We start from the raw sequence: 26,453 nt of genomic DNA, 5'->3' as shown, positions 1-26,453 counted from the left end.
TCGGATTTACTGTGACGGGGATCACGGGGGATGGGATCGAGGGGCCACCCGAGTGATGGCTCGGGTGGCCGCCCCCGATCGCAACGTCCTCACCCGGAACGAGAGCCGACGCCTCGCTGGGTGGGGCACACAAGGAGCGGATGCGATGACCACCGCGAATCGAACAGCTCGCGCCGAGCGTGTCAGCGCGACCCGGGGGGCGATTCTCGCGGCCGCCGAGCGGTTGTTCGCCGAGCGGGGCATCGCGTCCGTCTCCAACCGGCAGATCAGCGAGGAAGCCGGACAGGGCAACAACGCCGCTGTCGGATACCACTTCGGAACCAAAGCCGACCTGGTCCGGGCCATCGTGCGCAAGCACAACGCGCACGTCGAACGACTCTGCCATCAGATGGTCGCGCAGGTCGGCGACTCCGCCGATGTGCGGGACTGGGTGACCTGCCTGGTGCGCCCGCTGACCGAGCATCTCGATTCGCTCGGAAATCCCACGTGGTACGCACAATTCAGTGCACAGCTCATGCCCGACCCCGCGTTCCGTGACGTGGTCTCGGAGGAGTCGCTGACCTCCCGGTCACTGCTGACCATCATCGCGGGACTGGAACGGTCGTTGCCGGACCTGCCGCCCGACGTCCGCCGTCAACGCTTCGCGATGGCCCGCCTGCTCATCGTGCACACGAGCGCCCAGCTCGAGCGCACCCTCGCAGACGGTGGCACCGGCTCCGACTGGACCGCGACCGGCACCAGCCTGATCGACGCGATCACCGGCCTGTTGCTGGCACCCGTCACGACCGGCTGACCTCCGGTTTCGGGCGCCACCGCCCACACGTACCCACGAAGGAAGACGCCATGAAGGTCTACGTGGACCAGGACAGATGCATCGCCGCCGGGCAGTGCGTCGCGCACGCCGACGAGGTGTTCGACCAGCGGGAGGACGACGGCATCGTCGTGTTGCTCGACGACAGCCCTTCGGAGGACCTCGCCGACGGTGTGCGCGAGGCCGCGTCGATGTGCCCTGCACTGGCCATCCGCATCGAGGAATGACCCCACGACCGATCACGAGGAGCGCGATGTCCGACACGCTGGCAGGACCCGAAAGCGTCACAGCCGCAGACATTCCCGAGTATCCGATGGACCGGGCCGCGGAATGCCCGTTCGCTCCTCCGCCGCAGGTGCTGGACATGGGCGCGCAGCGCCCGCTCAGCCGGGTCCGTATCTGGGACGGCAGCACGCCGTGGCTGGTCACCGGCTATGCCGAACTCAAGGAGCTGATGTCCGATCCGCGCGTCAGCGTCGACGACCGCAAGCCGGGCTTCCCGCACTGGAACGAGGGCATGCTCTCGACGGTGCACAAGCGCCCGCGCTCGGTGTTCACCTCCGACGGGGAGGAACACACACGCTTCCGGCGGATGCTCACCAAGCCGTTCACGCTCAAGCGGGTCGACGCGCTGCGCCCCGCGATCCAGCGGATCACCGACGAGCACATCGACGCGATCCTCGCCGGCCCCCAGCCCGCGGATCTCGTCACGGCCCTCGCACTCCCGGTTCCGTCCCTGGTCATCAGTGAGATGCTCGGTGTGCCCTACGAGGACCACGAGTTCTTCCAGGCACACGCCACGATCGGAGTCGACCGGTACGCGACCGCCGAGCAGGCCGCCGAAGGCCGGACCGGGCTGGCGAAATACCTCATCAAGCTGATCGAGGCGAAGATCGACGCACCCGCCGAGGACGTCGTGTCCGAACTCGGCGAACGCGTCCGGGCCGGGGAGATCAGCATGAAGGAGGCTGCGCAGCTCGGCACCGGGCTGCTCATCGCCGGGCACGAAACCAGCGCCAACATGATCGCTCTCGGCACACTGGCGCTGTTGCGCAACCCCGAGCAGCTCGCCGTCGTCCGCGACACCGACGACAAGAAGGTCCTGGCCAACGCGGTCGAGGAACTGCTGCGCTACCTGAGCATCATCCAGAACGGACAGCGCCGCGTCGCGGTCGAGGACATCGAGATCGCCGGCGAGACGATCCGCGCGGGGGAGGGCATCATCGTCGACCTCGCACCGGCCAACTGGGATGCCAAGGCGTTCCCCGAACCGGACAAGCTGGATGTGCACCGGCCGGCTCGCCTGCACGTCGGGTTCGGGTTCGGGCCGCACCAGTGCGTCGGACAGCAGCTCGCGCGGGCGGAGCTGCAGATCGTCTACAGCACGCTGCTTCGCCGTATTCCGACTCTGCGCCTGGCGATTCCGTTCGAGGACGTCGAATTCAAGCACGATCGTCTGGCGTTCGGCGTCTACTCGCTGCCGGTCGCGTGGTGATCACCGGTCCGGTCCGACGAAAACTCGACGGGCATCACGCCGATGTCGCGTCGCGAAATGTGTGAACCAATCGATCCGAAACGGAGGGTCACGATGCCGGTTCCGAACACGAGCTCGTTGCTGTATCCGCCCGAGGGATTCGGTCCACCGAAGGACCGGCGCGGTCACGCCGCGGGCGGGGTGGGATTGCCCGCCGGGACGAAGGTCTTCTCGGCCGACAACCACATCTCGCTCGCCGACGACATCTTCTTCGAGCGATTTCCCGAAGAAATGAAGGACCGGGCGCCGCGCGTCTGGTACGAGGAAGGCGCGTACCAGCTCGGGCGTAAGGGAAAGTCCTTCCTCCCGGGCGATTTCAGTCACGTACTCATGCAGTACGACCCGCTGGACGGGTCCGGAAGCACGAACCTCGAAGCCCGGATTCGAGATCTCGGCGAGGACGGCATCGACGTCGAGCTCGCCTTCCCCAATGCGCTCCTCGCGCTGTTGTTCTACCCGGACAAGGAAGTTCGCGAACTGTCCTTCCGGATATACAACGAATACATCGCCGAGCTGCAGGAGCGGTCGAACGGCCGGTTCTACGGGGTCGGACTCGTCAACTGGTGGGACGCGGACGGTGCCCGGCGCACGCTTGCCGAACTGAAGTCCCTCGGCCTGAAGACCTTCCTGCTCCCACTCTCGGCGGGCAAGGACAACGACGGCAACCAGATCGACTACGCCAGCACCGCGATGATCCCGGTCTGGGACGAGATCGAGGCGTCCGGGGTTCCGGTCTCGCACCACATCGGCGAAGCGCCGCTGTCGAGCCCGTGCGAGGTCAACAGCGTCGCGGTCGGCATGATGCACAACGTCGCCCCGTTCCGGGAGATGTTCGCCAAGTACATCTTCAGCGGCATCATCGATCGTCATCCGGCACTGCGGATCGGCTGGTTCGAAGGCGGGATCAACTGGGTGCCGGCCGCCATCCAGGACGCCGAGCACCTGCTCGCCTCGTTCCGGCACATGCTCGACCGTCCCGTCGAACACGACATCCGGCACTACTGGGACGAGAACATGTGGGCCTCGTTCATGGTGGATCCGCTGGGACTGTCGATGGCCGACGAGATCGGAATCGACAAGATCATGTGGTCGTCCGACTACCCGCACAACGAGAGCACGTTCGGATACTCGGAAAAGTCTCTCGCCGCCGTCGTGGACGCGGTCGGCCCGGACGCCGCGGCCCGCATCGTCAGCGGGAACGTGATGGATTTCCTCGGTCTGTGACGGTGCCCGAACGGCCCAGTGTGTCGAGACCGAAGGAGGACCGAGGGATTCGTGGACGGGAACGATGAAGGCGAGGCCGGCTCGGCACCGCTGAGCGGATACGTCGTGGTCGAGTTGTCGACCGGCATTGCCGGTGCCTACTGCACGAAGATGCTGGTCGACGCCGGCGCCGACGTGGTGAAGGTCGAACCACCCGGCGGCGATCCGCTGCGGACCTGGAGCGCCTCCGGCGCCCGGATCGAATCCGGCAGCGACGGAGCCCTGTTCGCGTTCCTCGCGGGAGGCAAGCGCAGCGTCGTCGCGGACCCCGACCTGGAGGACGACCTCGACACGATCCACGCGCTGCTCGAGACCGCGGACGCGGTGGTGTGGTCACGTGAATCGGCGGTCGCCGAACACCCGTCGCTGCGACCCGAGCAACTCCGGCAGGCGTATCCGCACCTGACCGTCACCGCGATCACCCCGTTCGGTCTGGACGGCCCGTGGAGCGACCGGCCGGCCACCGAATTCACCGTCCAGGCGTGGTCCGGCGGGATCATCGGGCTCGGGCGCGGTGCTCCCGACCGCGCACCGGTGCACATCGGCGGCAGGATCGGGGAATGGCTGACCGGTGCGACGGCCGCGGCGGCCACGCTGGCATCGCGGGCACGCACCCGGCTCACCGGCGACGGAGAACTCGTCGACGTGTCCATGCTCGAAACCGAGATCCTCTGTCTCACCTACCATCCGGTCTCGTTCTTCGACGGACTCGATCGCCCGTTCCGCACCGAGCGGCGGCTGACCGTTCCCGGGGTGGCCACCGCGCAGGACGGTCTGGTCGCGCTGGGGTGCGGAACCGCGCAGCAGTGGTTCGACCTGTGCGTCATGGTGGGGCACCCCGAATGGATCGACGAGGAATCACCGCTGTCCATCACCGAACAGGCCATCAAGATGGCCCCGGAGATCCGGGCGTGGATCGCGGAGCGGTCCGTCGAGGAGATCCTCGACTTCGCCGCGGCCCTGCGGATTCCGAGCGGTCCGGTCGGCAACGGGGAGAACGTCACCGGAATCGATCACTACCGCATCCGGGGGACGTTCACGGACAACCCCCGCGGAGACTTCGTCCAACCGGTTCGCCCGTACCGCATCGAGCCCGGCGCGTTGCCCGGACCGCGACCGTCGCCCGCCCTCGGGGAACACACGCGGGATCGGCGCCTGCGAATCGGGACGCCGCGGCCGGCGGACAACGGCGCCGCCGGTTCGGCCGGCTCTCGTTCGGTTCGGCCGTTCGACGGCCTGCGCGTGCTGGACATGACGAGTTTCTGGGCCGGACCCTCCTGCACCCACGTCCTCGCGATGCTCGGCGCCGACGTCATCCACCTGGAATCGGCGTCGCGCCCGGACGGTACCCGGCTGATCGCGGGAGTGCCGGTCTCCGAGGACGACTGGTGGGAGAAGTCGCCGATCTTCGCCGCCCTGAACACCGGCAAGCGGAGCCTGGCCCTGGATTTCCGCACCGAACGTGGTCGTGAGGTGCTCCGCCGGCTGATCGCGACGTGCGATGTGATCGTCGAGAACTACACCCCACGTGTACTCGACCAGATCGGGCTGGACTTCGACACGGTTCGTGCCCTGCGTCCGGACGCGATCCTGGTTCGCATGCCGGGATTCGGCCTCGACGGTCCGTGGCGCGACAACCCGGCCTTCGCCTACGTCATCGAGGACAGTTCGGGCCTGAGCTGGCTGACCGGTCATCGCGATCAGAATCCAGTGGAGCCCTATTCGGTCGGCGATCCGAACGCCGGTGTCCATGCGCTCGTGGGGTTGCTCGTGGCGCTCGAACAACGCCGCCGCACCGGTGAGGGCGCACTGGTGGAGGCACCGATGGTCGATGCGGCGCTCAACATCGCCGCGGAGCAGGTGATCGAGTTCTCCGCGTACGGAACGCTTCTCGAGCGTGACGGGAATCGTGGTCCGGTCGCTGCGCCGCAGAACCTGTACCGGACCGAGGAGCTCGACGAGTTCGGGCGACCCGACTGCTGGGTGGCCGTCGCGGTCGAAACCGACGAACAATGGTCGTTCCTGCGTACTGCGCTGGGCGATCCCGGGTGGGCGGCGGATCCCCAGCTCGGCACCGCCGAGGGGCGGCGTCGCCACCACGATCTTCTCGACGACCAGCTGGCGCGGTGGTGCCGGAGCCGGACGGCGGACGAGATCGTGGAGGTGCTGTGGGGTGCCGGTGTGCCGGTGGCGAAGGTGATGCAACCGCACCGGCAGAGCGAGATACCGCAGCTCGCGCACCGGGGATTCTTCGAAGAACTCGACCATCCGGTGTTCGGCACGGCGCGGTACAGCACGATGGCGGCGCGATTCTCGGAAGGGCCGACCGACGTCCACGTCCGCCGCGCACCGCTGCTCGGCGAGCACAACCACGAGATCCTTGCCGAACTCGGATTCGACGACGGGGCGATCGTCGCGCTCGAAGACGACGGTGTCCTCGGGCGCGCACCCGTGTGGTGACAAGACGATGAACCCCGGGCACGACGAAACGCCGCCGGAACCGGCAGCGTTCCGCGGCCGGACGTCAGGGAACGAAGGTGGGCAGAGTGTCCCAGCCCCGCACCGTCGATGTCGGCGACAGCGCGGCGTTCGCCGCGTCGACCTCCCACTCGGGGAAACGCTTCAGGATCTCCTCGAGCGCGACCCGGCCCTCGAGCCGCGCCAGTGCCGAACCGAGACAGAAATGCGTGCCGACACTGAAGGTCAGATGCCGACGGGGCTCGCGATGGATGTCGAATGTGTCGCTGTCGGGACCGAACTGGCGGTGATCGCGGTTGGCGGCGCCGATCAGGAACATCATCACGCTGCCCTCGGGAACGGTGGTGCCGTGGAACTCGACGTCCCGGGTCACGTACCGCGCGACATGCGGTGCCGGCGGCTCGAACCGCAGCAGTTCCTCGATGGCCTTGGGGATCAGCGTCGGATCCTCGACGAGCTGTCGTCGCTGGTCGGGGTGTTCGGCGAGCACCTTGCCGGCCCAGCCGATGAGCCGCGTGGTGGTTTCGTTGCCGGCCCCGGATACGACGTTCACGTAGGTCAGGAGTTCGTCCCGGGTCAGCCGACGAACCGTTCCGGTCTCGTCCTCGAACTCGACCTCGAGCAATTCGGTCATGATGTCGTCCGACGGATGCTCGGCGCGCCAGTCGATGTATGCGCCGAAGATGTCGCCGCTGACCATGCCGTCGGATGCGGCCTTCATCTTGCCGCCTTCCTCGGTCCGCATCTGCTCGTTCGCGAAGTCACGGATCGCTTCCTGGTCCTCCTCCGGGATGCCCAGGAGCATGCCGATCGTCCGCATCGGCATCTGTGCGCCGATGTCGGCGACGAAATCGAGCCGGCCCGATCCGACATGGGGGTCGAGCGCCTCGGCGCAGAACTGGCGGATTTTCGGTTCGAGTGCCTGGATCTTGCGCGGAGTGAACATCCGCGCCAGCAGTTTTCGGTGGATGTCGTGGATCGGCGGATCCTCGAAGAGCAGCACGCCCGGCGGAATCGCGATGTTCGCCTTGATGAGTTCGAGAATCGCACCGCGAGCGGAGCTGAACGTCTGGTAGTCGACGAGTCCCTGGTCGACGTCCGCGAAGCGGCTCAGCGCATGGAAATCGTGGGTTTCGTTGTAGTAGAGGGGCGCTTCTTCGCGGATACGCTTGAACATCGGGTAGGGATCGGCATTGATCTCGCCGTCGTACGGGTCGTATCGAATGTCGCTGGCTGCGCTGGTCGTCACAGGTCTACCACCTTTCGGAGGATTCGTATTCGCGTGCGCGCTGGGCAGGACTGCAGTCGGAACGATCTCATCGACTGCTACCAGTGTCGGGCTCCGAGTCTTGCGATGCAAGCATTATTCTCTGATTCTGAGAGTAGAATTCTCATCCAGCACCGGATCGGGGCGGGGAGGCCTGAAAGGTGTGAGACGACAACGATTTCGGAATGCAGCGTTTTCGGAGTGCGGCATTCCCGTGATCCCCCGTGGGTCCGACCATCGACCGGAGGGTGCTGTGCAGGTCACGAGGTCCTACGACGCGCTCCTGTCCAAGGGGGAGGATCGCCGGCTGCAGATCGTCGCCGCCGCGCAGCGCATCCTCACGCGCAACGGCTGGCGCGGTACGACGCTCGCGCAGATCGCACAGGAGGTCGGGGTCACCCCCGCCGGTCTGCTGTACCACTTCTCGTCGAAGGAGCAACTGCTGCACGCGGTACTCGACGCGCGTGACGCGGACGATCACGCGCGCGCCGATCCGGCCGGGGATCTGGCCGAGGAGATCCGGAAGACGGCCTGCCGCATCGAACAGTCGCCGGAGCTGGTGGGGACGTTCGTGGTGATGCTGGTCGAGAACCTGATGCCGGACGCACCTCTGCACGGTCGACTGCTCGACAGGTGGCGCCTGTCCGTCGACATCGTCGCCGAGACGATTCGCACTCACCAGCGTTCGGGTCGGTACCGGGATGACATCGACGCGTCGGTGCGGGCGGTCGAGATCATCGCGTTCATCAACGGAATGGAGATCTCCTGGCTGCTCGATCGGACGATCCCGCTCGGTGACGTCTTCGCCGAGTACTCCCGTTCGCTCGATCGGGATCTTGCCGCGGTCGTGGTGAAGTGAGCGCCGGACGCTGTCACCGCAGCGGTGCAGTTCGTGGGATCAGTTGTGCGCCACAAGCGTTGCTCGCAACTCGCGTAACCTCGGTCCTTGAGTTCTGACGAATCAACTGTAAGCTTTACGGCAATCGAGAATATCGTTCGCAGATGGGGCAAAGATGCGATCCGAAATCAGAGAATCATCCTGGGAACGGGGTGTCTCCGGCGCGCCACGAGAGTGGCCTGTGCCGAGCGGATGGGTACGCGGCCTCCTCTCGGGCGATCGGTCGGGTCCGGTTCGTGCGGTCGGGGGACTGTTCGCGATGTCCGCCGACGCGGTGAAGTTCTTGTTCCGCAGGCCTTTTCAAGCACGTGAGTTCCTGGAGCAGTCCTGGTTCGTCGTCCGGGTGTCGCTGCTGCCGACGCTGCTCGTGGCGATTCCGTTCACGGTGCTCGTGAGCTTCACACTCAACATCCTCCTGCGCGAGCTCGGCGCCGCCGACCTGAGCGGGGCGGGTGCGGCTTTCGGTGCGGTCACGCAGGTCGGGCCGATGGTGACCGTGCTGATCGTTGCGGGCGCGGGAGCGACCGCGATGTGCGCGGATCTCGGCTCGCGCACGATCCGCGAGGAGATCGACGCTATGGAGGTTCTCGGAATCGACCCCGTCCAGCGGCTCGTCACACCGCGGATGCTCGCGTCCGGTCTCGTGGCGATGCTGCTCAACGGACTGGTCTGCATCATCGGGGTGATGGGCGGCTACACCTTCTCGGTGTTCGTCCAGGACGTCAATCCCGGAGCCTTCGCCGCCGGAATCACCCTGCTGACCGGCATCGACGAGGTGATCATCTCCTCGGTCAAGGCGCTGCTGTTCGGTCTCATCGCCGGACTGGTCGCGTGCTATCGCGGGCTGACGGTCTCGGGCGGTGCGAAAGCGGTGGGAAACGCCGTGAACGAAACGGTGGTGTACGCGTTCATGGCACTGTTCGTGGTCAACGTCGTGGTGACGGCCATCGGAATCCAGCTGACGGCCAGGTGACGACACGTGCCTCCGAGTTCCGAGTACGCGCGCACGGTCGCCCTGCTGCGGCGTCCCGTCGACGGACTCGGCCGGGTCGGCGATCACGCGATCTTCTACGTCCGTGCTCTCGTCGGCGCCCCTGTCGCGGCCTGGCGCTATCGACGGGAAACCCTGCGTCTGATCGCCGAAACCAGCATGGGCGCAGGAACTCTCGCGGTGATCGGCGGGACCGTCGTCATCGTCGGGTTTCTCACCCTGGCGACCGGCGGCACCCTCGCGGTGCAGGGTTACAGCTCGCTCGGGAACATCGGTATCGAAGCGCTCACGGGCTTCCTCTCCGCGTTCATCAACGTGCGGATCTCCGCGCCGGTCGTCGCCGGGATCGGTCTCGCCGCGACCTTCGGTGCCGGCGCCACCGCGCAACTCGGCGCGATGCGGATCAACGAGGAGATCGACGCACTCGAATCGCTGGGCATCGAACCGATCGCCTACCTCGTCGGCACGCGCATCGTCGCAGGCCTGATCGCCATCACCCCGCTCTACGCACTGGCCGTCGTCGCCTCGTTCCTCGCGAGCCGATTCACCACCGTGTTCCTGCTCGGTCAGTCCGCCGGACTCTACGACCACTACTTCGCGACGTTCCTGAATCCGATCGATCTGCTGTGGTCTTTCCTGCAGGCGTTCCTCATGGCGTTGACAATCCTGTTGATACACACGTACTTCGGGTTCTTCGCCGCCGGTGGGCCCTCGGGCGTCGGTACCGCCGTCGGGAACGCGGTCCGCACGTCGCTCATCGCGGTCGTCTCGGTCACCCTGCTCGTCTCGCTGGCGGTCTACGGCGCCAACGGCAACTTCAACCTGTCCGGATAGCGAGGTGGAAATGGGACCGAAGGTGCTCCGGCCCCTCGCCGGGCTCGCGGCGATCGCGGTGCTCGCCGGCATCGTCGCCGGTGCGGCCGCCCTGTTCGACGGGCGTTTCACCGGCAGTGTGCCGGTCACGGTGCTCTCGCCCCGCGCCGGGCTGGTGATGTATCCCGACGCGAAGGTGAAGATGCGCGAGGTGACGGTGGGCAGGGTGGACTCCGTCACGGCCCGTCCGGACGGCCTGGCCGAGATCACCCTCGCGCTCGATCCCGCACAGACGCAGGCGATCCCGTCGAACGTCTCCGTCGACATCGCGTCGACCACCGTGTTCGGAGCGAAGTTCGTGCAGTTCCTCCCGCCGGCCGACCCGTCTCCGGTGCCCCTGCAAGCGGGCCGGGTTCTCGAATCGGAACACGTCACCGTCGAAATCAACACCGTCTTCGAACAACTCGTGAACGTCCTCGACCGGATACAGCCGGAGAAGCTGAACGAGACTCTCGGCGCGGTCGCCGCCGCGATGAACGGTCGCGGCGACCGGTTCGGGCAGATGCTCGTCGACCTCGACTCCGTCCTCGGCGCGATCGAACCGGCCCTGCCCGCGCTGGTCACGGACCTCGCGCTGGCGCCGGCGGTGGCTTCCACCTACGCGGACACCGCACCCGACCTGATCACGACCGGTGCGAACGCCGCATCCATCGGCGACACCGTCGTCGACGAGGAACACAATCTCGACGCCTTCCTCCTCGGGATGATCGGGCTGTCCGACGCCGGGCAGCCCGTGCTCGCCCGGAATCGGGACGGGCTGACGACGCTGCTCGATCTGCTGGTGCCGACCACTACACTCACCGACGAGTACAACGAGGCGCTGACCTGTTCCCTGACGGGCCTGGCCTTCCTCGCCGATTCGAAACCGGTGGACGTGGAAGGGCTCGGCTTGTCCGCGAACTTCCTGTGGGGCACCGACCCGTATCGGTATCCGGAGGACCTGCCGAAGGTCGCCGCCTCCGGTGGACCCCAATGTTCGGTCCTGCCGGTGCCATACGAAGGCCGCCCGCCGTTCGTGGTCGCCGACGTCGGTGCCGACCCGTTCGATTCCGGACGCCAGGCGGTCACCGTCGAAGGGCTGTCGGAGGCGCTGCTCGGGCGGGTCGCCGGACCGGCAGAGCCGGATCCGGCACCCCCGGTACCGTTCGGCATCCCGGCCCTGCCGAATCCGATTCCCGCCCTGCCGAACCTGTTTCCCGCGCTACCGGACCGGGGGCCGTGATGAGTACCCGGAACGGCCCGATCCTCCGATTCGGCGCCTTCGCCGCCGTGATGCTGGCGCTGTCCGGCCTCCTCGTCCTCGTCTTCGGGGAATACCGGACCGGCGCGACGACCATCTATTCGGCGGTGTTCGAGGATTCGTCGGGCCTGCGCTCCGGCGACCCGGTGCGGATCGCCGGTATCCGCGTCGGCACCGTCTCCGACGTGGCGTTGCGCGACGACCACTCGGTCGCGGTGACATTCGACGCGGACCGCGAACTCGTGCTCACCACCGGCACAACGGCGGCGGTTCGGTACCTGAACCTGGTGGGGGACCGCTACCTCGCGCTCCACGAAGGACCGGGGTCGACGCAGATTCTCCCCGCCGGCGCCGAGATCCCGGTCGAGCAGACCGCACCGGCCCTGGACCTCGACCTGTTGCTCGGCGGATTCAAACCCGTCATCGACAGCGTCGATCCGACCGAGGTCAACGCACTCACCTCGTCGTTGCTGCAGATCCTGCAGGGTCAGGACGGCACCGTCGAGTCACTGCTGGCGCGGACGTCCTCGTTCTCGAACGAACTCGCGGCGAACAGCGAGCTCGTCCAGAGCCTGATCGACAATCTGAACCGGGTGATGACCACGCTGTCCGACAGCGGCGGCGATTTCACCGCGACGATCGACCGCCTCGAACGGCTCGTGGGCGAACTGTCGGCGGAACGCGACCCCATCGGTGCCGCGATCGAAGCCCTCGACACCGGCACGGCGTCGATGACGGACCTGCTCACGCAGGCACGGCCCCCGCTCGCGGGCGCCGTCGACGAACTCGCGCGGCTCGCACCACTTCTCGACGACGACAAGCAACGTCTCGACTCCGCGCTCGAGAAAGCTCCCGAGAACTTCCGCAAGCTCGTGCGGGTCGGCGCGTACGGAAACTTCATCCAGTACTACATCTGCGCCATCTCGGTGCGGGTGACCGACGAGAACGGCGAGACGGTCCAGTTGCCGTGGATCGAACAGGACTCGGGAAGGTGCGCTCCCTGACATGCTGCGCTATCGATCTGCCAACCTGATCCGGAACGGCATCATCGGGACCGTCCTGATCACGTGCATCCTGCTCGTGGGGCTGCAGGCGCAGGCGTTCGTCACGGCGGCGACCACACTGCCGTACCGCGCGAGATTCGTCGAAGCCGGTGGGCTCCGGGCCGGCGACGACGTCGTCGTCTCCGGTGTCGAGGTCGGCACCGTGTCGAAGGTGTCGCTGCTCGACGGTGATGCGCTGGTCGAGTATTCCGTCGATTCGTCGGTGCGGCTCGGATCGGCCACCACCGCCCACATCAAGACCGGCTCGTTGCTCGGCAAACGGATCCTGACACTGGTGTCGGACGGGCCGGGCCTGCTGCGCCCGAACGAGGTGATCCCCACCGACCGCACGTCGTCGCCGTATTCGCTCACCGATGCGGTCGGGGACCTGACGACGAACGTGTCCGGCATCGACACCGACGCGGTGAACCGCTCCCTGGACCTGCTGTCCACGACCCTCGAGCGCATCGAGCCGCAGCTGGGCCCGACCTTCGACGGACTGACGGAACTGTCGCGCTCGCTCAACGACCGCAACGAGTCCCTGCGCGACCTGCTCACCGCGACGCGCGATGTCACCGGCATTCTGGCCGACCGCAGCGCGCAGGTGAACACCCTGATCCTCGACGCGAACACCCTGGTCGCCGTCCTCGCCGAACGAAGGCAGGCGATCGTGGACCTGCTCGCGAACACCGCCGCGGTGTCCGAGCAGTTGTCGAGCCTGGTCGCCGACAACGAGGCCGAACTGGCCCCGACGCTCGACCGGCTGAACTCCGTCGCGGCGCTGCTCGAGGAGAACCGGGACAACATCGCCGCGGCGCTGCCCGGACTCGCGAAGGTCGCACTGACCCAGGGCGAGGCCGTCTCCGGCGGCCCGTTCTACAACGCGTTCGTCGCCAACCTCGTCGACGGGCACATGATCCAACCGTTCGTCGACCAGGCCCTCGGCGTCGATCCGCCGGCCGTGTTCCCCGTCCCCGGTCAGGAGCCGCGATGACACGCCGCACGATCGTTCTGCTCGCCGCAGCCGTTCTCGTCTGCGGCATCGCCGTCGCCTCCGCGATCGGGTACCGAGAGCTGTTCGGCCCCAGAACGATCCGTGCGGTGTTCACAACCGCCACCGCGATCTACGAGGGCGACGGGGTGCGTGTCGCGGGCGTCGAGGTGGGGCACATCGTCTCGATCGAGCCTCGCGGTACCACCGCCGAGATCGTGATGGCCGTGGATCGGCGTGTCCCGATACCCGCGGACGCGAGCGCGGTGATCGTGGCCCAGAGCCTGGTCGCGGCCCGCTACGTCCAGTTGACACCGGCCTACCGCAGCTCCGGTGAGACGATGGCCGACGGCGCCACGATCCCCCTCGAACGCACCGCGGTTCCCGTCGAGTGGGACGAGGTCAAGACCGAGCTCACCCGTCTCGCGGCGGAACTCGGCCCGGACGGCGACCTCTCAGCCAGTGCGGTGGGACGATTCGTCGACAGCACCGCCGACGCGCTCGCCGGCAACGGCGACAAGCTCCGCAGCACCATCGAGCAATTATCCGGTGCCGGAAGGGTTCTCGCCGACGGTAGCGGCGACATCGTGGACATCGTCGCGGCGTTGCAGACCTTCGTGACGACCCTGCGGGACAGCAACGTGCAGATCGTCAGTTTCGAGAACCGGCTCGCCACGTTGACCAGCGTGCTCGACGACAACACCACCGACCTCGACGCGGCGGTGACGAACCTGTCCGTCGCGGTCGGCGACGTGCAGCGGTTCGTCGCGAACAACCGCGACCGCGCCGGTGAACAGATCGAGCGTCTGGTGAACGTGACGCAGAATCTCGTGGACAACAAGGACGACGTCGAACAGTTGCTGCACATCTTCCCGACGAGCATGGCCAACTTCTACAACATCTACAATCCCGATACCGCTACCGAGGCAGGGGTTTTCGTCGTCAACAACTTCTCGAACCCGATCCAGTTCGTGTGCGCCGGGATCGCCGCCGTCGAGAACTCGACCTCGCAGGAATCGGCGGACAAGTGCGTCCGGTACCTCGGCCCGCTGCTGAATCAGCTGACGTTCAACTATCTTCCGACCCCGATCAACCCGGTGAAGGGACCGTCCGCGCGGCCCGAGAACCTCATCTACACCGAACCCCACCTGATTCCGGCCGGCGGGGGAGTGAACGCCCCGGCCGCGACGCCCGCGTCGAGCCTGCTCGACCTGTTGCTTCCCGGAGGAGGAACGCCGCGATGAGATCTCGAACATCCGCCGTCCCGCGGGGTACGCCCGCGATGCTCCTGGCTGCCGCAGTTGTCGCGTCGACGGCGTCCGGCTGTGCGTGGGACGGGGTGAACTCGCTGCCCCTGCCGGGAACACCGGGTCGCGGCGAGGGCTCGTACACCTTCACCGTCGAGATGGCCGATGTGGGCACCCTCGAATCGAATTCGCCGGTCATGATCGACGACGTCGTCGTCGGCAGCGTCGGCCGCATGGTCGTCCACGGCTGGCACGCGGACATCGAGGTATCCGTGGAGAAGGACGTCGCCGTCCCCGCGAACGCGGTCGCCACCGTCGGGCAGACCAGCCTGCTCGGCTCGAGCCACCTGGCGCTGAACGCCCCGGCCGGTTCACCACCCGAAGGGCGACTGGCCCCCGGTGCCACGATCGGCCTCGATCGCTCGGCGACGTACCCGTCGACGGAACGCACCCTCGCGGCCGCGGCGGTGGTCCTCAACCGGGGTGGTCTCGGCCAGATCGGCGACATCGTCACCAACCTCAACGACGCGCTCGGCGGGCGCGAGGACGCGGTACGCGACCTGCTCACCCGGCTCGACACCTTCGTCGGCACGCTCGACACCCAGCGCGCCGACATCGTCGCGACCATCGACGGGCTCGAGCGCCTCGCCGGCACCGTGTCCGGGCAGCGGGACGTGGTCGCGGACGTGCTGGACCGGCTGCCCGCCGCCCTCGAGACACTGCTGCGGGAACGTCCGGCGTTCACCACCGCGCTCGACAGGCTCCGGACGTTCAGCGACACCGCGACCGGCGTCGTCACCGACACCCGGCAGGATCTGGTGACCAACCTCGAGCACCTCGAGCCGACACTGCGTGCCCTCGCCGACGTCGGCGCCGACCTCGACAAGGCCCTCGCATACGCGACGGTCTACCCGTACGGCCAGTCCGTGATCGACCGGGCGGTGCGCGGCGACTACCTGAACCTGTTCGCGACGGTCGACCTCACCGTGCCCCGGCTCCAGCGCGAACTGTTGCTCGGTACACCGTGGGGTGATCCGAACGCGGTGGTGCAGGCGGCGGTCGGTGATCCGGGTTATGCGCAGCCGACCCGCGATCCGCTCGGGGCCGCGGTGGGAGGCACCCGATGATCCTGTCGCGCTTCGTCCGGTTCCAGCTCGTCGCGTTCGCGGTGCTCGGGCTCGTCGGGCTGCTCGTCACGACGTTCGTCTACATCCAGGCTCAGTCGCTCGTCGGCGTCGGCCGCATCCGGGTCACCGTCGACCTGCCGTCCGCCGGCGGCCTGTACCGGTTCGCGAACGTCACCTACCGCGGCGTCGAGGTCGGAAAGGTCACCGCCGTAGACCTGACTCCGGGCGGAGTTCGGGCGACACTCTCGCTCGACGACGACCACGACATCCCGGCGGACCTGGAAGCGCACGTTCGGAGTGTGTCCGCGGTGGGGGAGCAGTACGTCGATCTGCGACCGCGCAGCGACAGGGCGCCCTTCCTCGAAGACGGTGCCGTGATCGACGCGGCCGACGCGATCGTGCCCCAGCCTGTCGGTCCCATGCTCGACAACCTCAGTGCGCTCGTCGGGAGTATCCCGACCGGTAAACTCGACGACCTGCTCGACGAGATGCATGCCGGTGTGGGCGCAGTCGGCTACGACCTGGGTTCGCTGCTGGATTCGTCGTCGACGCTCGCGGCAGACGCGAGCGGTGTCGCGGACCGCGCCCGGACGCTGATCGAGGACACGGTGCCCCTGCTCGATTCGCAGGTGCAGAGCCTCGACGCGATCGAGAAGTGGACCCGCAGTCTGGCGGGGGTGACCGGACAGGTCGTATCCGACGACCCGCAGCTGCGCACGGTGCTGCGAACCGGCCCGGGCTTCGCGCAGGAAACCGCTGCCCTGTTCGACACGGTCGACCTGACCCTGCCGGTGCTGCTGGCGAATCTCACCACCGTCGGCCAACTCGCTGTGACCTACAACGCGGGACTCGAACAGCTGCTCGTGCTGTTGCCGCCGGCGGTGTCGATGATCCAGGCCGTGCAACCGTCGAGAAACGCCTCGGGTCTGGGGCTCGGGGACTTCCGGATCGGCGGGATCTCCGATCCGCCCGCCTGCACTGTCGGCTTCCTGCCGCCGTCGCAGTGGCGACCGCCGTACGAAACCGACACCGTCGACACCCCGGAGGACCTGTACTGCAAGCTCCCACAGGATTCGCAGATCGCCGTCCGCGGCGCCCGAAACATCCCTTGCGCCAACAATCCCGACAAGCGCGCGGCGACCGCCGAATTGTGCAACAGCGATCAGGAATTCGTGCCCCTCGCCACCGAGCAGCCGGTCGTCGGTCCCTATCCGTACGACCCGAACCTGGAAGCGCAAGGGCTGCCGCAGGATTCGCGATACAACCCCGACGGATCCCTCGTGGCGCCCGAGGCGTCGCTCCCACCGATCCCGAGCGCGCGCGGAGCGGAGTCGGAATCGGAACCTGCTTCGGCGCAATACGATCCGCACACCGGACGGTACTTCGGCCCGGACGGGCAGTTGTACCGGCAGGGTGATCTGGCCGCCGGTGCCGAGCCGGCCACGTGGCAGGACATGATGCCTCGCTGAAACGTGGCCGCCGGTCCGGGCGATGCTCAGCCGCGACGCTTCCGGACCCGGCCGGCGCTCTTGGGGCGCCCGGCGTTGCCACGCCGCGTCTTCGGCTTCTTGTCGCCCACGACCTTCCGGGGCTGTGAACCCTGCCGTTCGCCGCGCCGCTTCGCCTTCTTGTCGGGCTCGTCCTGCCGTCCCCGCGAGCTGTTCGCGGTACGGCCGCGCACGATCCCGACGAACTCGTCGACGAGATCGGTGGTCCGGTCGGTCAGCCACACGAGACCGACCTGGGACTGCGGAGCGTCCACCACCGGGCGGTACGTCAGGTCCTTGCGGTGATGCAGCCGGGCCAGCGACTGCGGGGTGACGAGAACCCCGACCTCGGAGGCGACGTGCGAGATCGCACCCTCGGTGGTTTCCGGACGTTCGAAGGCCTCCTCGCCCGGAAGCTTCGCCCAGTCCAGCACGTCGTCGAGCGGATGCAGGACGGTCTCCTCCTCGAGGTCGGCGACCGAGACCTCCTCGACCGCCGCGATCGCATGCTCGGCCGGAACCACCACGACCGAGACCTCGGTGTAGAGGCTGATCACCGACAGGCCGTCGCGTTCGAGGGGCAGCCGCAGCAGCGCGGCGTCCGCCTGGTCCTCGCGCACGCACGCGGCACCGGACGTGGACGGGACCGGCACCAGTTCGATCGGGATGTCGGGCATCCGCTCGGTCCACACCCGCACCCACTTCGCCGGGGTGACCCCCGGGACATAGGCCAGCCGGAACACCTGCGGAGACTCGTCACTCACCCGGTCAGGGTACCGTCGTGGGGGTTCAGTTCTCGCAGAGAGGCCCGTAGGTCCAGCGGCCGCCGAGCATCGTGCCCCACACCGGGTCTCGGCGAGTGCTGCCCCGGTCGCAGGAAGCGCGTCGGCGTTCAGCACCACCAGATCGGCGACATCGCCGGCCGTGACCCGCTCCCGGCCGCCGGTGGACGCGGCGAGCGCGACCGGCCACGGCAACTCGTGCTCCCGATGCCACACCCGTCCGTCGGGGAGCGTGCGGTCGACGGCGGCGGCCAGCGTCAGCCACGGATCGAGCCGTGCGACCGGGGCGTCCGAACCGAGCGAGAGCGTCGCGCCCGAGCCGAGCAGCGTGCCGTACGGGAACGCGCGGGCGGTGCGACCCGCCCAGTACCGGTCGGCGAGTTCGGCGTCGTCGTGTACGTGCGCGGGCTGGATGCTCGCGGTGACTCCGAGCTGCGCGAAGCGGGCGAAGTCCGCGTCGGCGACCAGCTGTGCGTGCTCGACGCTGCCGCGCGTCCCGGTCGTCTCGAAGCAGTCCAGCACGTGCTCGCACGCGCGGTCGCCGATCGCGTGGATCGCGGAATCGATGCCGTGGTCGCGTGCCCGCGTCATCCACCGCGCGAGCTCGTCGGGCGGCACGGTGAGCACCCCGTGGTCTCCGTCGGGATACGGATCGTGGCAGTAGGCGGTGCGGGTGCCGAGCGACCCGTCGACGATCACCTTCATCGGCCCGACCGTGGCCAGCCCGCCGGTGCCCGGGATCTCGTCGCCGGTGCGCCATCCCGCGTCGATCGTGGCGTCGAGCCACTGCGGCCAGATACCGCAGCGCACCCGCAGCCGGTCGGTCCCTGCAGTGATGCGCCGCGACCACGCGGTGATGTTGTCCGCGATCTCGAAGTCGACGATTCCGACCACCCCGCGGGCGGCGACCGCGCGGGCGGCCTCGTCCACCCACCGGTCGAGCACGTCGGGGTCGACGCGCTGGAGCTCGTTCATCAGCGGCATGAACTCGGCTTCGCGCAGCAGGCCGGTCGGATGCGGAGCGAGCGAGAAATGCTGCAGGGCAGCGGTATTGAGCCACGCACTGTGTAGATCGGCACTGACCGCGACGAGCGGCCGGTGCGGCGCGATCGCGTCGAGCAGCGCAGCGTTCGGCTCGTCCGGCCACAAGCCGTCCCGAAACCCGTGCGCCACCACCACATCCGGTTCCGGTTCCTCGAGACGGGTCGCGAACAACGCAACCACCTCCGCGGCCGAGCGCGCACCCGACAGATCGAGCGCGGCCTGCGACAGCGCCCACTGGTCGAAATGCACGTGCGAATCCCACAGCCCGGGCAGCACCAGGCGGCCGCCGAGATCGACGACCTCCCCGGCACCGTCGTCCCCGGCACTGCCGCCGACACGGCCGTCGTGGATCCGCAGGTCGGCCGGGTCCGCGCCGGGAGCGAGGCGGGCCTGACGAAGCAGCATCGTTCAGCCCTCGACGATCTCGAACTCGTCGAACACCACCTCGCCGGAGGCATCCGACTCGGCCAGGTTCACCTCGCCGATCAGCGCCCAGCCGTGATCGCCCGCGGGATCGGCGAGCGTCTGCCGGACCCGCCACAGCGTCGGTTCCTCCACGACGGAGAACAGCCCCGGACCGCGTGCGTCCGGTCCGGTGCCGATCTCGTCGTACTCGTCGAAGTACAGCTCGAGCAGATCCGCCCAGTCCTCGGCCTCGAGTCCGTCACCGAGCTCGGCCAATTCGTCCCACCGCTTCCGGGACGCGAGTTCGACCCGCTTGAACATCGCGTTGCGCACCATCACCTTGAACGCGCGGGGGTTCGCGGAGATCGGGCGCGGCGTGTCCGCGCCGAAGGCGAGCTGCTGGTCGTCCGCCTCGACAGCGGGGTTGGCGAGCTGCTCCCACTCGTCGAGCAGCGACGAATCGACCTGGCGGATCAATTCCCCGAGCCATTCGGTGAGGTCCTCGAGTTCCTCGGTGCGCGCCGAATCCGGCACGGTCTGGCGCAGCGCCCGGTACGCGTCCGCGAGATAGCGCAGCACCAGCCCTTCGGAACGGGCGAGGCCGTAGTGCGAGACGAGTTCGGAGAACGTCATCGACTTCTCGACCATGTCCCGCACCACCGACTTCGGTGACAGCGGCGTTTCGGACACCCAGGGATGCCCGGCCCGGTAGGTCTCGAAGGCCGGCTCGAGCAGCTCCGCGAGGGGCTTGGGCCAGGTGACCTCCTCGAGCAGCTCCATGCGCTCGTCGTACTCGATCCCGTCCGCCTTCATCTGCGCGACCGCCTCGCCGCGCGCGGCGTGCTGCTGGGCGAACAGGATCTGCCGCGGGTCGTCGAGGGTCGACTCGATCACCGACACGACATCGAGCGCGTAGGTGGGGGATTCCATGTCGAGCAGTTCGAGGACGGCGAGCGCGAACGGCGACAGCGGCTGGTTCAACGCGAAGTCACGCTGCAGGTCGACGGTCAGCCGCGCCCAGCGGCCGTCCTCGTCGGGGGAGTCGAGGCGTTCGACGATCCCGGCCTGCAGCAGACCCCGATACAGCTCGATCGCGCGCAGGATGTGGCGGCGCTGTGCCTTGCGGGGCTCGTGGTTGTCCTCGAGCAGGTGACGCATCGCGTCGAAGCAGTTGCCGGGACGGGCAATGACGTTGAGCAGCATCGAATTGGTGACGCGGAAGCGCGAGACCATCGGCTCGGGCGGTGCGGCCACGATCTTCTCGAACGTCGCCTCGCCCCAGGACACGAAACCCTCGGGTGCCTTCTTGCGCTGCACCTTCCGCTTCTTCTTGGGATCGTCGCCCGCCTTGGCGAGCGCGCGATGGTTCTCGATCTCGTGCTCGGGTGCCTGCACGACCACCGTGCCCATCGTGTCGAACCCGGCGCGTCCGGCGCGTCCGGCGATCTGGTGGAATTCGCGGGCCTTGAGCTGGCGCATGCGGGTGCCGTCGAACTTGGTCAGGCCCGTCAGCAGGACGGTGCGGATCGGAACGTTGATCCCCACGCCGAGGGTGTCGGTCCCGCAGATCACCTTGAGCAGTCCGTCCTGGGCGAGGCGCTCGACGAGTCGCCGGTACTTCGGCAGCATGCCCGCGTGGTGCACACCGATGCCGTGGCGCACCAGCCGTGACAGCGTCTTGCCGAAGCCCGTCGAGAAGCGGAACGCGCCGATGGCCTCGGCGATCGCCTCCTTCTCCGCCTTGCTGCACATGTTCACGCTCATGAGTGCCTGGGCGCGTTCGAGTGCGGCGGCCTGCGTGAAATGCACGACGTAGACGGGAGCCTGATGTGTGGTGACGAGTTCCTCGATGGCCTCGCCGATCGGCGCGAGCGAATACGAGTACGTGAGCGGCACCGGACGTTCGGCGCCGGAGACTTCCGTGGTGGGCCTGCCGGTGCGGCGCGTCAGATCGTCCCGGAACCGGCTGACGTCCCCGAGCGTCGCCGACATCAGCAGGAACTGCGCGTGCGGAAGTTCGATCAGCGGAACCTGCCACGCCCAGCCGCGGTCCGGTTCCGAGTAGAAGTGGAACTCGTCCATGATCACCTGACCGATATCCGAGTCCGCGCCCTCCCGCAACGCGAGGTTCGCGACGATCTCCGCGGTCGCGCAGATGATCGGCGCACCCGAATTCACCGAGGCGTCACCGGTCATCATCCCGACCAGGTCGGCGCCGAACACCTCGCACAGCGCGAAGAACTTCTCGCTGACCAGTGCCTTGATGGGTGCGGTGTAGAAGGTGCGCTTGCCGGTGGCGAGGGCGAAGAAGTGCGCACCGAGCGCCACCATCGACTTTCCCGAACCCGTCGGCGTCGCCAGGATCACGTTCGAGCCGGCGACGATCTCCATCAGCGCTTCCTCCTGCGCGGGATAGAGCGTCAGGCCCCTGTCCGTCGTCCAGGAGGTGAAGGCGTCGAACAGCGAGTCCTCGTCGACGGGGTCGGGGATCAGATCCGGCAGCAGCACCGTTACAGGCTAGTCGGCCTTCACCCGACAGCGGGCCACGGTCCGTGTCCGGACAGCGGGCCACGGTCCGTGTCCGGGTGGCGCCGCGCTCGTCAGGTGGCGCTGCGCTCGTCGGCGCCCATCGCGTCGAGGACGGCCATACGGGTTTCGGGACCGCCGCCGATCTGGCTTTCGCTGACACCGGCGATGAGCAGCTGCCGCCAGCGTTCGGCGTCGAATTCGAGCGGGGCAGTGGTGGTGAGGAACTCCTCGACGACTCGCAGGAACCGGATCGGATCGTCGCGGAACGGGAAGTGCCCGGCACCGCGGAAGATGTCCAGCCGGGAGCCCGGCATCGCGGAATGGGCGAGATAGCCGTGGCCGACCGGGATCACGCTGTCGCGATCGCCCCAGATGAGCTGGACCGGCAGGTTCTCGGTCAGGTAACAGCGGTCGAGCATGGTGACGACCTGCCCGCGCCAGTCCACGACCGCGCGGAGGGTACGCAGGTACGCCTCGTAGGCGGTGGGATCGGGCAGTTCGCTGAGAACCCGAACAAGATCGGAGGTGTCGTGCAGCAGTGCGCCCGGACGCAGGGGGGTGCCATGCAGCCGGCTCAGCACGTTGCCGGTGAGCTTGACCGCGGGCAGGGCGCCGGGCAGCCGCAGCAGCTTGAGCACCTCGGCGAACACCGGCATCGAGACCAGACGCAGGACCGGATGCACGTCCTTGGTGACGCCGCCGGAGGAGACGAGGATGAGGCGGTCGACCATGTGCGGGAACTGGTAGGCGAACTGCATCGCGACGCCGCCGCCGAGCGAGTGCCCGATCACGGTGACCTTGTCGATGTCCAGGACCGACAGCAGATCGCGCATGCCGTTCGCGTACGCGGCGACCGAGTAGTCGGCGCGCGGCTTGTCGGAACGGCCGTGACCGAGCAGGTCGGGGGCGATGACGGTGTAGTTCTCCGCGAGGTGGGGGATCACCTCCTGCCACGTCGACGAGTTGTCACCGATCCCGTGGATCAGCAGCAGCGCGGGACCGCTCCCGGCGAGCCGGAAGGCGCGGCGGTAACCGTGGATCGTGCGGAAGACCAAACGCGGTTCGGAATCGGGAACCGGGCGGAGTTTCCGCGTGCGCGCTGTACCCATGAACGTCTCCTGACGACGTCGCGAGGATCCGGGGTCACGAGGACCGTCGGAAGGCCGGCCGGTGTTCCTACCGCCTGCCCACTCTTGCATGCTCGGTGAGCGTACCGACTGTATGTGGCCCGAACAACACGAAGAGTAACAGCAAAGTAACCGCGCGGTAATCGCCGCAGGTCCGACCGCTGCCGGACCGTAACTTCGCCTACGGCGTCGTGCCCGGATCGTCGTCTCGACGCTCGTACTCGGCCAGGAACCGCTCGAACTCCGCACCCAGTTCCTCGCCCGTCGGCAGGCTCTCGTCGGTGGGCAGGGGAGACGCCTGCTGCTCCTGCGCGGCCACGTAGCTGTCGTACTGACGTTCGAGCGCGCGGACCACCGTCTGGACCTCCTCGTTGTCGCCGATGTGCTCGTCGACCTGCTCGCGCACCCGCGCCGCGGCCTGACCGAGCGCCTCCAGCGGCAGCTTCAGATCCGCGACCTCCGCGACCTGCTCGAGCAACGTCTCGGCTGCGGCCGGGTAGTCCGTCTGCGCGAGATAGTGGGGAACGTGGACGGAGAACCCGACGGCCTCGTGCCCGTGCTGCGCCATCCGCAGCTCGAGCAGCGACGACGCCCCGGCCGGCACCCGCAGCTCGCCGGACCAGCGATGGTGGTCGGCGATCAGATCCTTGTTCGTCGAATGGGCCGTGACCCCCAGCGGGCGGGTGTGCGGGATCGCCATCGGAATCGCGTTGATCCCGATGGTCCGGCGCACCCCGAACTGCTCGGCCAGCAGCCGCACCGCGGTGATGAACCGCTCCCACTTCAGGTCCGGCTCCACGCCGGCGAGCAGCAGGAACGGAGTCCCGTCGGTGTCGACGAGCGCGTACAGGTTCAGCTCGGGCGCGGCGTAGTCCGAGAAGTGATCGGACTTGAACGTCATCAGCGGCCGGCGCGAGCGGTAGTCGATCAGCTCGTCGACTGCGAACGACGCGACCAGTTCGGTCTCGAGGCTCTCCCGCAGATGCGTCGTCGCCAGCCGCACCGCATGCCCGGCGTCGGCGAACCCTTCCAGTCCGTGCACGAGCACTGGACCCCGACCATCCGCCGACGTCAGGCGCGGAGCGGGGAACTCCAGCTCGTACATGCGGGACTGCTCGTCCATGCAAACACTCCGATCGTCTGAACCACCCGCGAGACCCGAAGGCACGCGACGTGGCATGGTGGACAACGAGTCTAGTTGAACCGGTGAACGGCTCATGCCCGGGCACGGGACCGGGTCGTCGAGCGTCGGAGGTCCCAGTGGCAGGGCACGATCGTCGAGAATCCCACTCGCGGGGCCGGTTCCGGCGCGCACGATCGGCGGCGGTCGCGGCACTGCCGGCGCTGCTCGTCGTCACCGCGTGCGCGACCACCGTCCCGGGTGCGCCCCTTCCGCAGGCGTCCTCGGTCGACGGTCTTGCGGCGACCGCACCGGCGACACAATCGTCACGGCCTCCGGCGGAGCTGCTGCTGCCCCCCGAGGAATTCCCCGAGCCCTACGTGGCCGTCGTCCTGCCACCGCAGGCCGTCGCACAGGCCGCCCCGGACCTGACCGGTGTCCCGGTCGGTGCCAAGGTGAACCCGCCGGGGTGCCTGCCACCCGCCCAGGACTACGGGCCGGACGGCACCGCCATGGTCGTGGGCACCGACAACGACCGGCGGGCCACCATCAGCGTCGAACTCGTCGCGGGCGCAGCCCCGCTCGAGAACCTGCGCACCTACCTCGCGGATTGCCCGGAGATCGACACCACCCACCGCGGGGCCACCGCGACCGTCACGACGGTGCCCGAATCCGCGCCGCCGTCCCCGGCGGCGGGGGTCGAGACCCTCGAGCTGTCCCGCACGGTGCGATCCGGGAGGGGAGACGACGCGGTCACCCAGTCGATGCGCACCCGCATCGCGCAGATCGGGGACCTCCGGCTGCTCGTGACCTACATGTCGTTCGGGGCCGACGACCCCGACCTCGACAACCTCGGCATCGTCTACGACGCCGCGGTCGCGCGAATCCTCGCGGGGTGACTCGGCCCCGGTAGCCCGACGCGCTATCAGCCGGGTCCGACAATCCCGGCTCCAGGGGTGCCTGATCACCGCAGTGCGGCGAAAGTTGTCCACAGGCGCCCGATCCATCCCCAGATTCCGCGATTCCCGTCGTCGGCCCGCCCGAGCGGCCCACGGATCGGGGAAGGTCGGCGCATGACCACATTCGCCTCGTCCTCCCGCCCGCTGCGGCTGACCGAACCCGGTGAACTGATCGCCGCGATCCCCGCCCTCCTCGGGTTCACCCCGGCCCGCTCCGTGATCGTCGTGAGCCTGAGCCCGTCGCGCGACACCCCGGGTACCGCCGCGATCGGTGCCGTCATGCGGCACGACCTGCTGCTCCCGGACGGCGACGAACCGGTCCCCGAGCTGATGGGCTCGGCGTTCGCCCGCTTCGGCACGGTGTGTGCGCGTGACGGGGCCGAAGCGGTTCTCGTCGTCCTCGTCGACGCCCTGCTGGACCGGCCGGACAGCCCGGCGGTGGACCGTGCCCGCCGGGTCGTCGACGCCCTGATCGCGGAACTGGCGCACCACGGCATCGACGTGGCCGGGGTGCACGCGGTGCCGGAGATCGGCAGCGGAAGCGAATGGTTCGCCCTCGGCCGCGAGGCGCGACGCGGAACGGTGCCGGATCCGACCGCCTCTCCGGTCGCCGTCGCCCGCGTCTACGAGGGCGGGCTCATCCGGCGATCACGTACCGAGCTGGCGGAGGTACTCGAACCGATGCCGATGCCGGTGCGCAGTCGCGTCGCCGGGTACATCGACGAGGCGGTCGACTCCCGCGACCTGGCCTACGAATACGCGGTCCGGGCGGGTGGCCGCGACCACGCGGACCGGATGGAACTGGAAACGGTCCTGGACCGTATCGCCGATCACGACAACGGAATCGAGCCACTCGCGCCGGAGATGGCGGAACTCGCTGTGCTGCTGTCGAATCCGACGGTCCGCGACGCCGTGCTGGCGCTCGCGGCCGGCCCGTACGCGGATGCGGCCGAGCGCCTGTGGATCACGCTGACGCGGTCGCTGCCCGACCCCGAGCGCGCCGAGGCGGCCGCGCTCGTCGGATTCGGAGCGTACATCCGCGGAGACGGGCCCTTCGCCGGCGTCGCGCTCGGGGTGGCTCTCGAGGCGAACCCGCGGCACCGGCTGGCCGACCTGCTCGATCAGGCGTTGCAGGCGGGTCTGCGCCCGGAGACCGTGCGTGGTCTCGCCGATACGGGATTCGAGATCGCGGCGCGGCTCGGTGTCCCGCTACCGCCACCGGATCCCGCGGGGTGAC

General features: G+C 68.2%; 21 protein-coding genes and 1 pseudogene. 16 read left to right on the top strand and 6 right to left on the bottom strand.

Going from position 1 to position 26,453, the window contains the following annotated elements:
- Window positions 1-145: 145 nt before the first annotated feature.
- The 5 genes from ACWDUD_RS24940 (at window position 146) to ACWDUD_RS24920 (ending at window position 6,068) form a co-directional block, all read left to right on the top strand.
- A complete protein-coding gene (locus ACWDUD_RS24940) occupies window positions 146-793 on the top strand; it encodes a TetR/AcrR family transcriptional regulator (RefSeq protein ID WP_450111031.1) in 648 nt (215 codons plus the stop codon).
- A gap of 50 nt (window positions 794-843) precedes the next feature.
- The gene (locus ACWDUD_RS24935; protein ID WP_197254618.1) at window positions 844-1,038 is read left to right on the top strand and encodes a ferredoxin; all 195 of its coding nucleotides are present in this window, start codon (window positions 844-846) and stop codon (window positions 1,036-1,038) included.
- 26 nt (window positions 1,039-1,064) lie between these two features.
- A complete protein-coding gene (locus tag ACWDUD_RS24930) occupies window positions 1,065-2,306 on the top strand; it encodes a cytochrome P450 (RefSeq protein WP_248674761.1) in 1,242 nt (413 codons plus the stop codon).
- A gap of 93 nt (window positions 2,307-2,399) precedes the next feature.
- Complete coding sequence (locus ACWDUD_RS24925; RefSeq protein WP_197254615.1) at window positions 2,400-3,569, top strand: amidohydrolase family protein; 1,170 nt, start codon at window positions 2,400-2,402, stop codon at window positions 3,567-3,569.
- A 51-nt stretch (window positions 3,570-3,620) separates the two neighbouring features.
- Window positions 3,621-6,068, top strand: coding sequence for a CoA transferase (locus ACWDUD_RS24920; RefSeq protein WP_450111030.1), 2,448 nt, complete (start codon window positions 3,621-3,623; stop codon window positions 6,066-6,068).
- Window positions 6,069-6,132: 64 nt separating this feature from the next.
- Here the strand turns inward: ACWDUD_RS24920 and ACWDUD_RS24915 are convergent, their stop codons facing one another.
- Complete coding sequence (locus ACWDUD_RS24915) at window positions 6,133-7,335, bottom strand: cytochrome P450 (protein ID WP_450111029.1); 1,203 nt, start codon at window positions 7,333-7,335, stop codon at window positions 6,133-6,135.
- 271 nt (window positions 7,336-7,606) lie between these two features.
- On the opposite strand from ACWDUD_RS24915, the gene ACWDUD_RS24910 reads away from it, so the two are divergent.
- The 9 genes from ACWDUD_RS24910 (at window position 7,607) to ACWDUD_RS24870 (ending at window position 17,232) form a co-directional block, all read left to right on the top strand.
- Window positions 7,607-8,212 carry a TetR/AcrR family transcriptional regulator gene (locus ACWDUD_RS24910; protein ID WP_197254611.1) on the top strand — a complete coding sequence of 202 codons (606 nt, stop codon included), beginning with the start codon at window positions 7,607-7,609 and terminating at the stop codon, window positions 8,210-8,212.
- Between the two features lie 298 nt (window positions 8,213-8,510).
- Window positions 8,511-9,224, top strand: a complete 714-nt coding sequence (locus tag ACWDUD_RS24905; protein ID WP_231611185.1) for an MlaE family ABC transporter permease — start codon at window positions 8,511-8,513, stop codon at window positions 9,222-9,224.
- Between the two features lie 6 nt (window positions 9,225-9,230).
- Window positions 9,231-10,076: an MlaE family ABC transporter permease gene (locus ACWDUD_RS24900; RefSeq protein WP_248674763.1), complete on the top strand. Its 846-nt coding sequence runs from the start codon at window positions 9,231-9,233 to the stop codon at window positions 10,074-10,076.
- A gap of 10 nt (window positions 10,077-10,086) precedes the next feature.
- A complete protein-coding gene (locus ACWDUD_RS24895; RefSeq protein WP_450111028.1) occupies window positions 10,087-11,337 on the top strand; it encodes an MCE family protein in 1,251 nt (416 codons plus the stop codon).
- Window positions 11,337-12,359, top strand: coding sequence for an MCE family protein (locus ACWDUD_RS24890; RefSeq protein ID WP_450111027.1), 1,023 nt, complete (start codon window positions 11,337-11,339; stop codon window positions 12,357-12,359). Before ACWDUD_RS24895 ends, ACWDUD_RS24890 begins: the two co-directional genes overlap by 1 nt.
- 1 nt (window position 12,360) lies before the next feature.
- On the top strand, window positions 12,361-13,392 hold the full coding sequence (locus tag ACWDUD_RS24885) for an MCE family protein (RefSeq protein ID WP_450111026.1): 1,032 nt from the start codon (window positions 12,361-12,363) through the stop codon (window positions 13,390-13,392).
- Complete coding sequence (locus tag ACWDUD_RS24880) at window positions 13,389-14,633, top strand: MCE family protein (RefSeq protein WP_450111025.1); 1,245 nt, start codon at window positions 13,389-13,391, stop codon at window positions 14,631-14,633. The genes ACWDUD_RS24885 and ACWDUD_RS24880 overlap by 4 nt, the downstream gene beginning before the upstream one ends.
- Window positions 14,630-15,763 (top strand): MCE family protein, encoded by a 1,134-nt coding sequence (locus ACWDUD_RS24875; RefSeq protein WP_450111024.1) that lies wholly within the window; start codon window positions 14,630-14,632, stop codon window positions 15,761-15,763. Before ACWDUD_RS24880 ends, ACWDUD_RS24875 begins: the two co-directional genes overlap by 4 nt.
- Complete coding sequence (locus tag ACWDUD_RS24870) at window positions 15,763-17,232, top strand: MlaD family protein (protein WP_450111040.1); 1,470 nt, start codon at window positions 15,763-15,765, stop codon at window positions 17,230-17,232. Before ACWDUD_RS24875 ends, ACWDUD_RS24870 begins: the two co-directional genes overlap by 1 nt.
- 26 nt (window positions 17,233-17,258) lie before the next feature.
- On the opposite strand, the gene ACWDUD_RS24865 is transcribed toward ACWDUD_RS24870, so the two are convergent.
- From ACWDUD_RS24865 to ACWDUD_RS24845, 5 genes and pseudogenes are all read right to left on the bottom strand, one after another.
- Window positions 17,259-17,942 carry a LysR family substrate-binding domain-containing protein gene (locus ACWDUD_RS24865; RefSeq protein WP_450111039.1) on the bottom strand — a complete coding sequence of 228 codons (684 nt, stop codon included), beginning with the start codon at window positions 17,940-17,942 and terminating at the stop codon, window positions 17,259-17,261.
- A 213-nt stretch (window positions 17,943-18,155) separates the two neighbouring features.
- A pseudogene (locus ACWDUD_RS24860) lies at window positions 18,156-19,481 on the bottom strand (amidohydrolase family protein); the annotation flags it as partial.
- A gap of 3 nt (window positions 19,482-19,484) precedes the next feature.
- Complete coding sequence (locus ACWDUD_RS24855) at window positions 19,485-21,989, bottom strand: DEAD/DEAH box helicase (protein WP_248676609.1); 2,505 nt, start codon at window positions 21,987-21,989, stop codon at window positions 19,485-19,487.
- Between the two features lie 92 nt (window positions 21,990-22,081).
- A complete protein-coding gene (locus ACWDUD_RS24850; protein WP_248676608.1) occupies window positions 22,082-23,119 on the bottom strand; it encodes an alpha/beta fold hydrolase in 1,038 nt (345 codons plus the stop codon).
- A gap of 199 nt (window positions 23,120-23,318) precedes the next feature.
- Window positions 23,319-24,260, bottom strand: coding sequence for a proteasome assembly chaperone family protein (locus tag ACWDUD_RS24845; RefSeq protein WP_197250962.1), 942 nt, complete (start codon window positions 24,258-24,260; stop codon window positions 23,319-23,321).
- 137 nt (window positions 24,261-24,397) lie between these two features.
- Here ACWDUD_RS24845 and ACWDUD_RS24840 point away from each other — a divergent pair, with 137 nt between their 5' ends.
- Together ACWDUD_RS24840 and ACWDUD_RS24835 are read left to right on the top strand one after the other, a co-directional pair.
- Complete coding sequence (locus ACWDUD_RS24840; protein ID WP_248676607.1) at window positions 24,398-25,156, top strand: sensor domain-containing protein; 759 nt, start codon at window positions 24,398-24,400, stop codon at window positions 25,154-25,156.
- A 174-nt stretch (window positions 25,157-25,330) separates the two neighbouring features.
- The gene (locus tag ACWDUD_RS24835; RefSeq protein ID WP_450111023.1) at window positions 25,331-26,452 is read left to right on the top strand and encodes a DUF4192 domain-containing protein; all 1,122 of its coding nucleotides are present in this window, start codon (window positions 25,331-25,333) and stop codon (window positions 26,450-26,452) included.
- The last annotated feature ends 1 nt before the right edge of the window (window position 26,453 follow it).

The sequence above is a fragment of the Rhodococcus sp. NPDC003382 genome (assembly GCF_053589135.1).
This window is presented reverse-complemented; position numbering and strand designations above follow the sequence as displayed.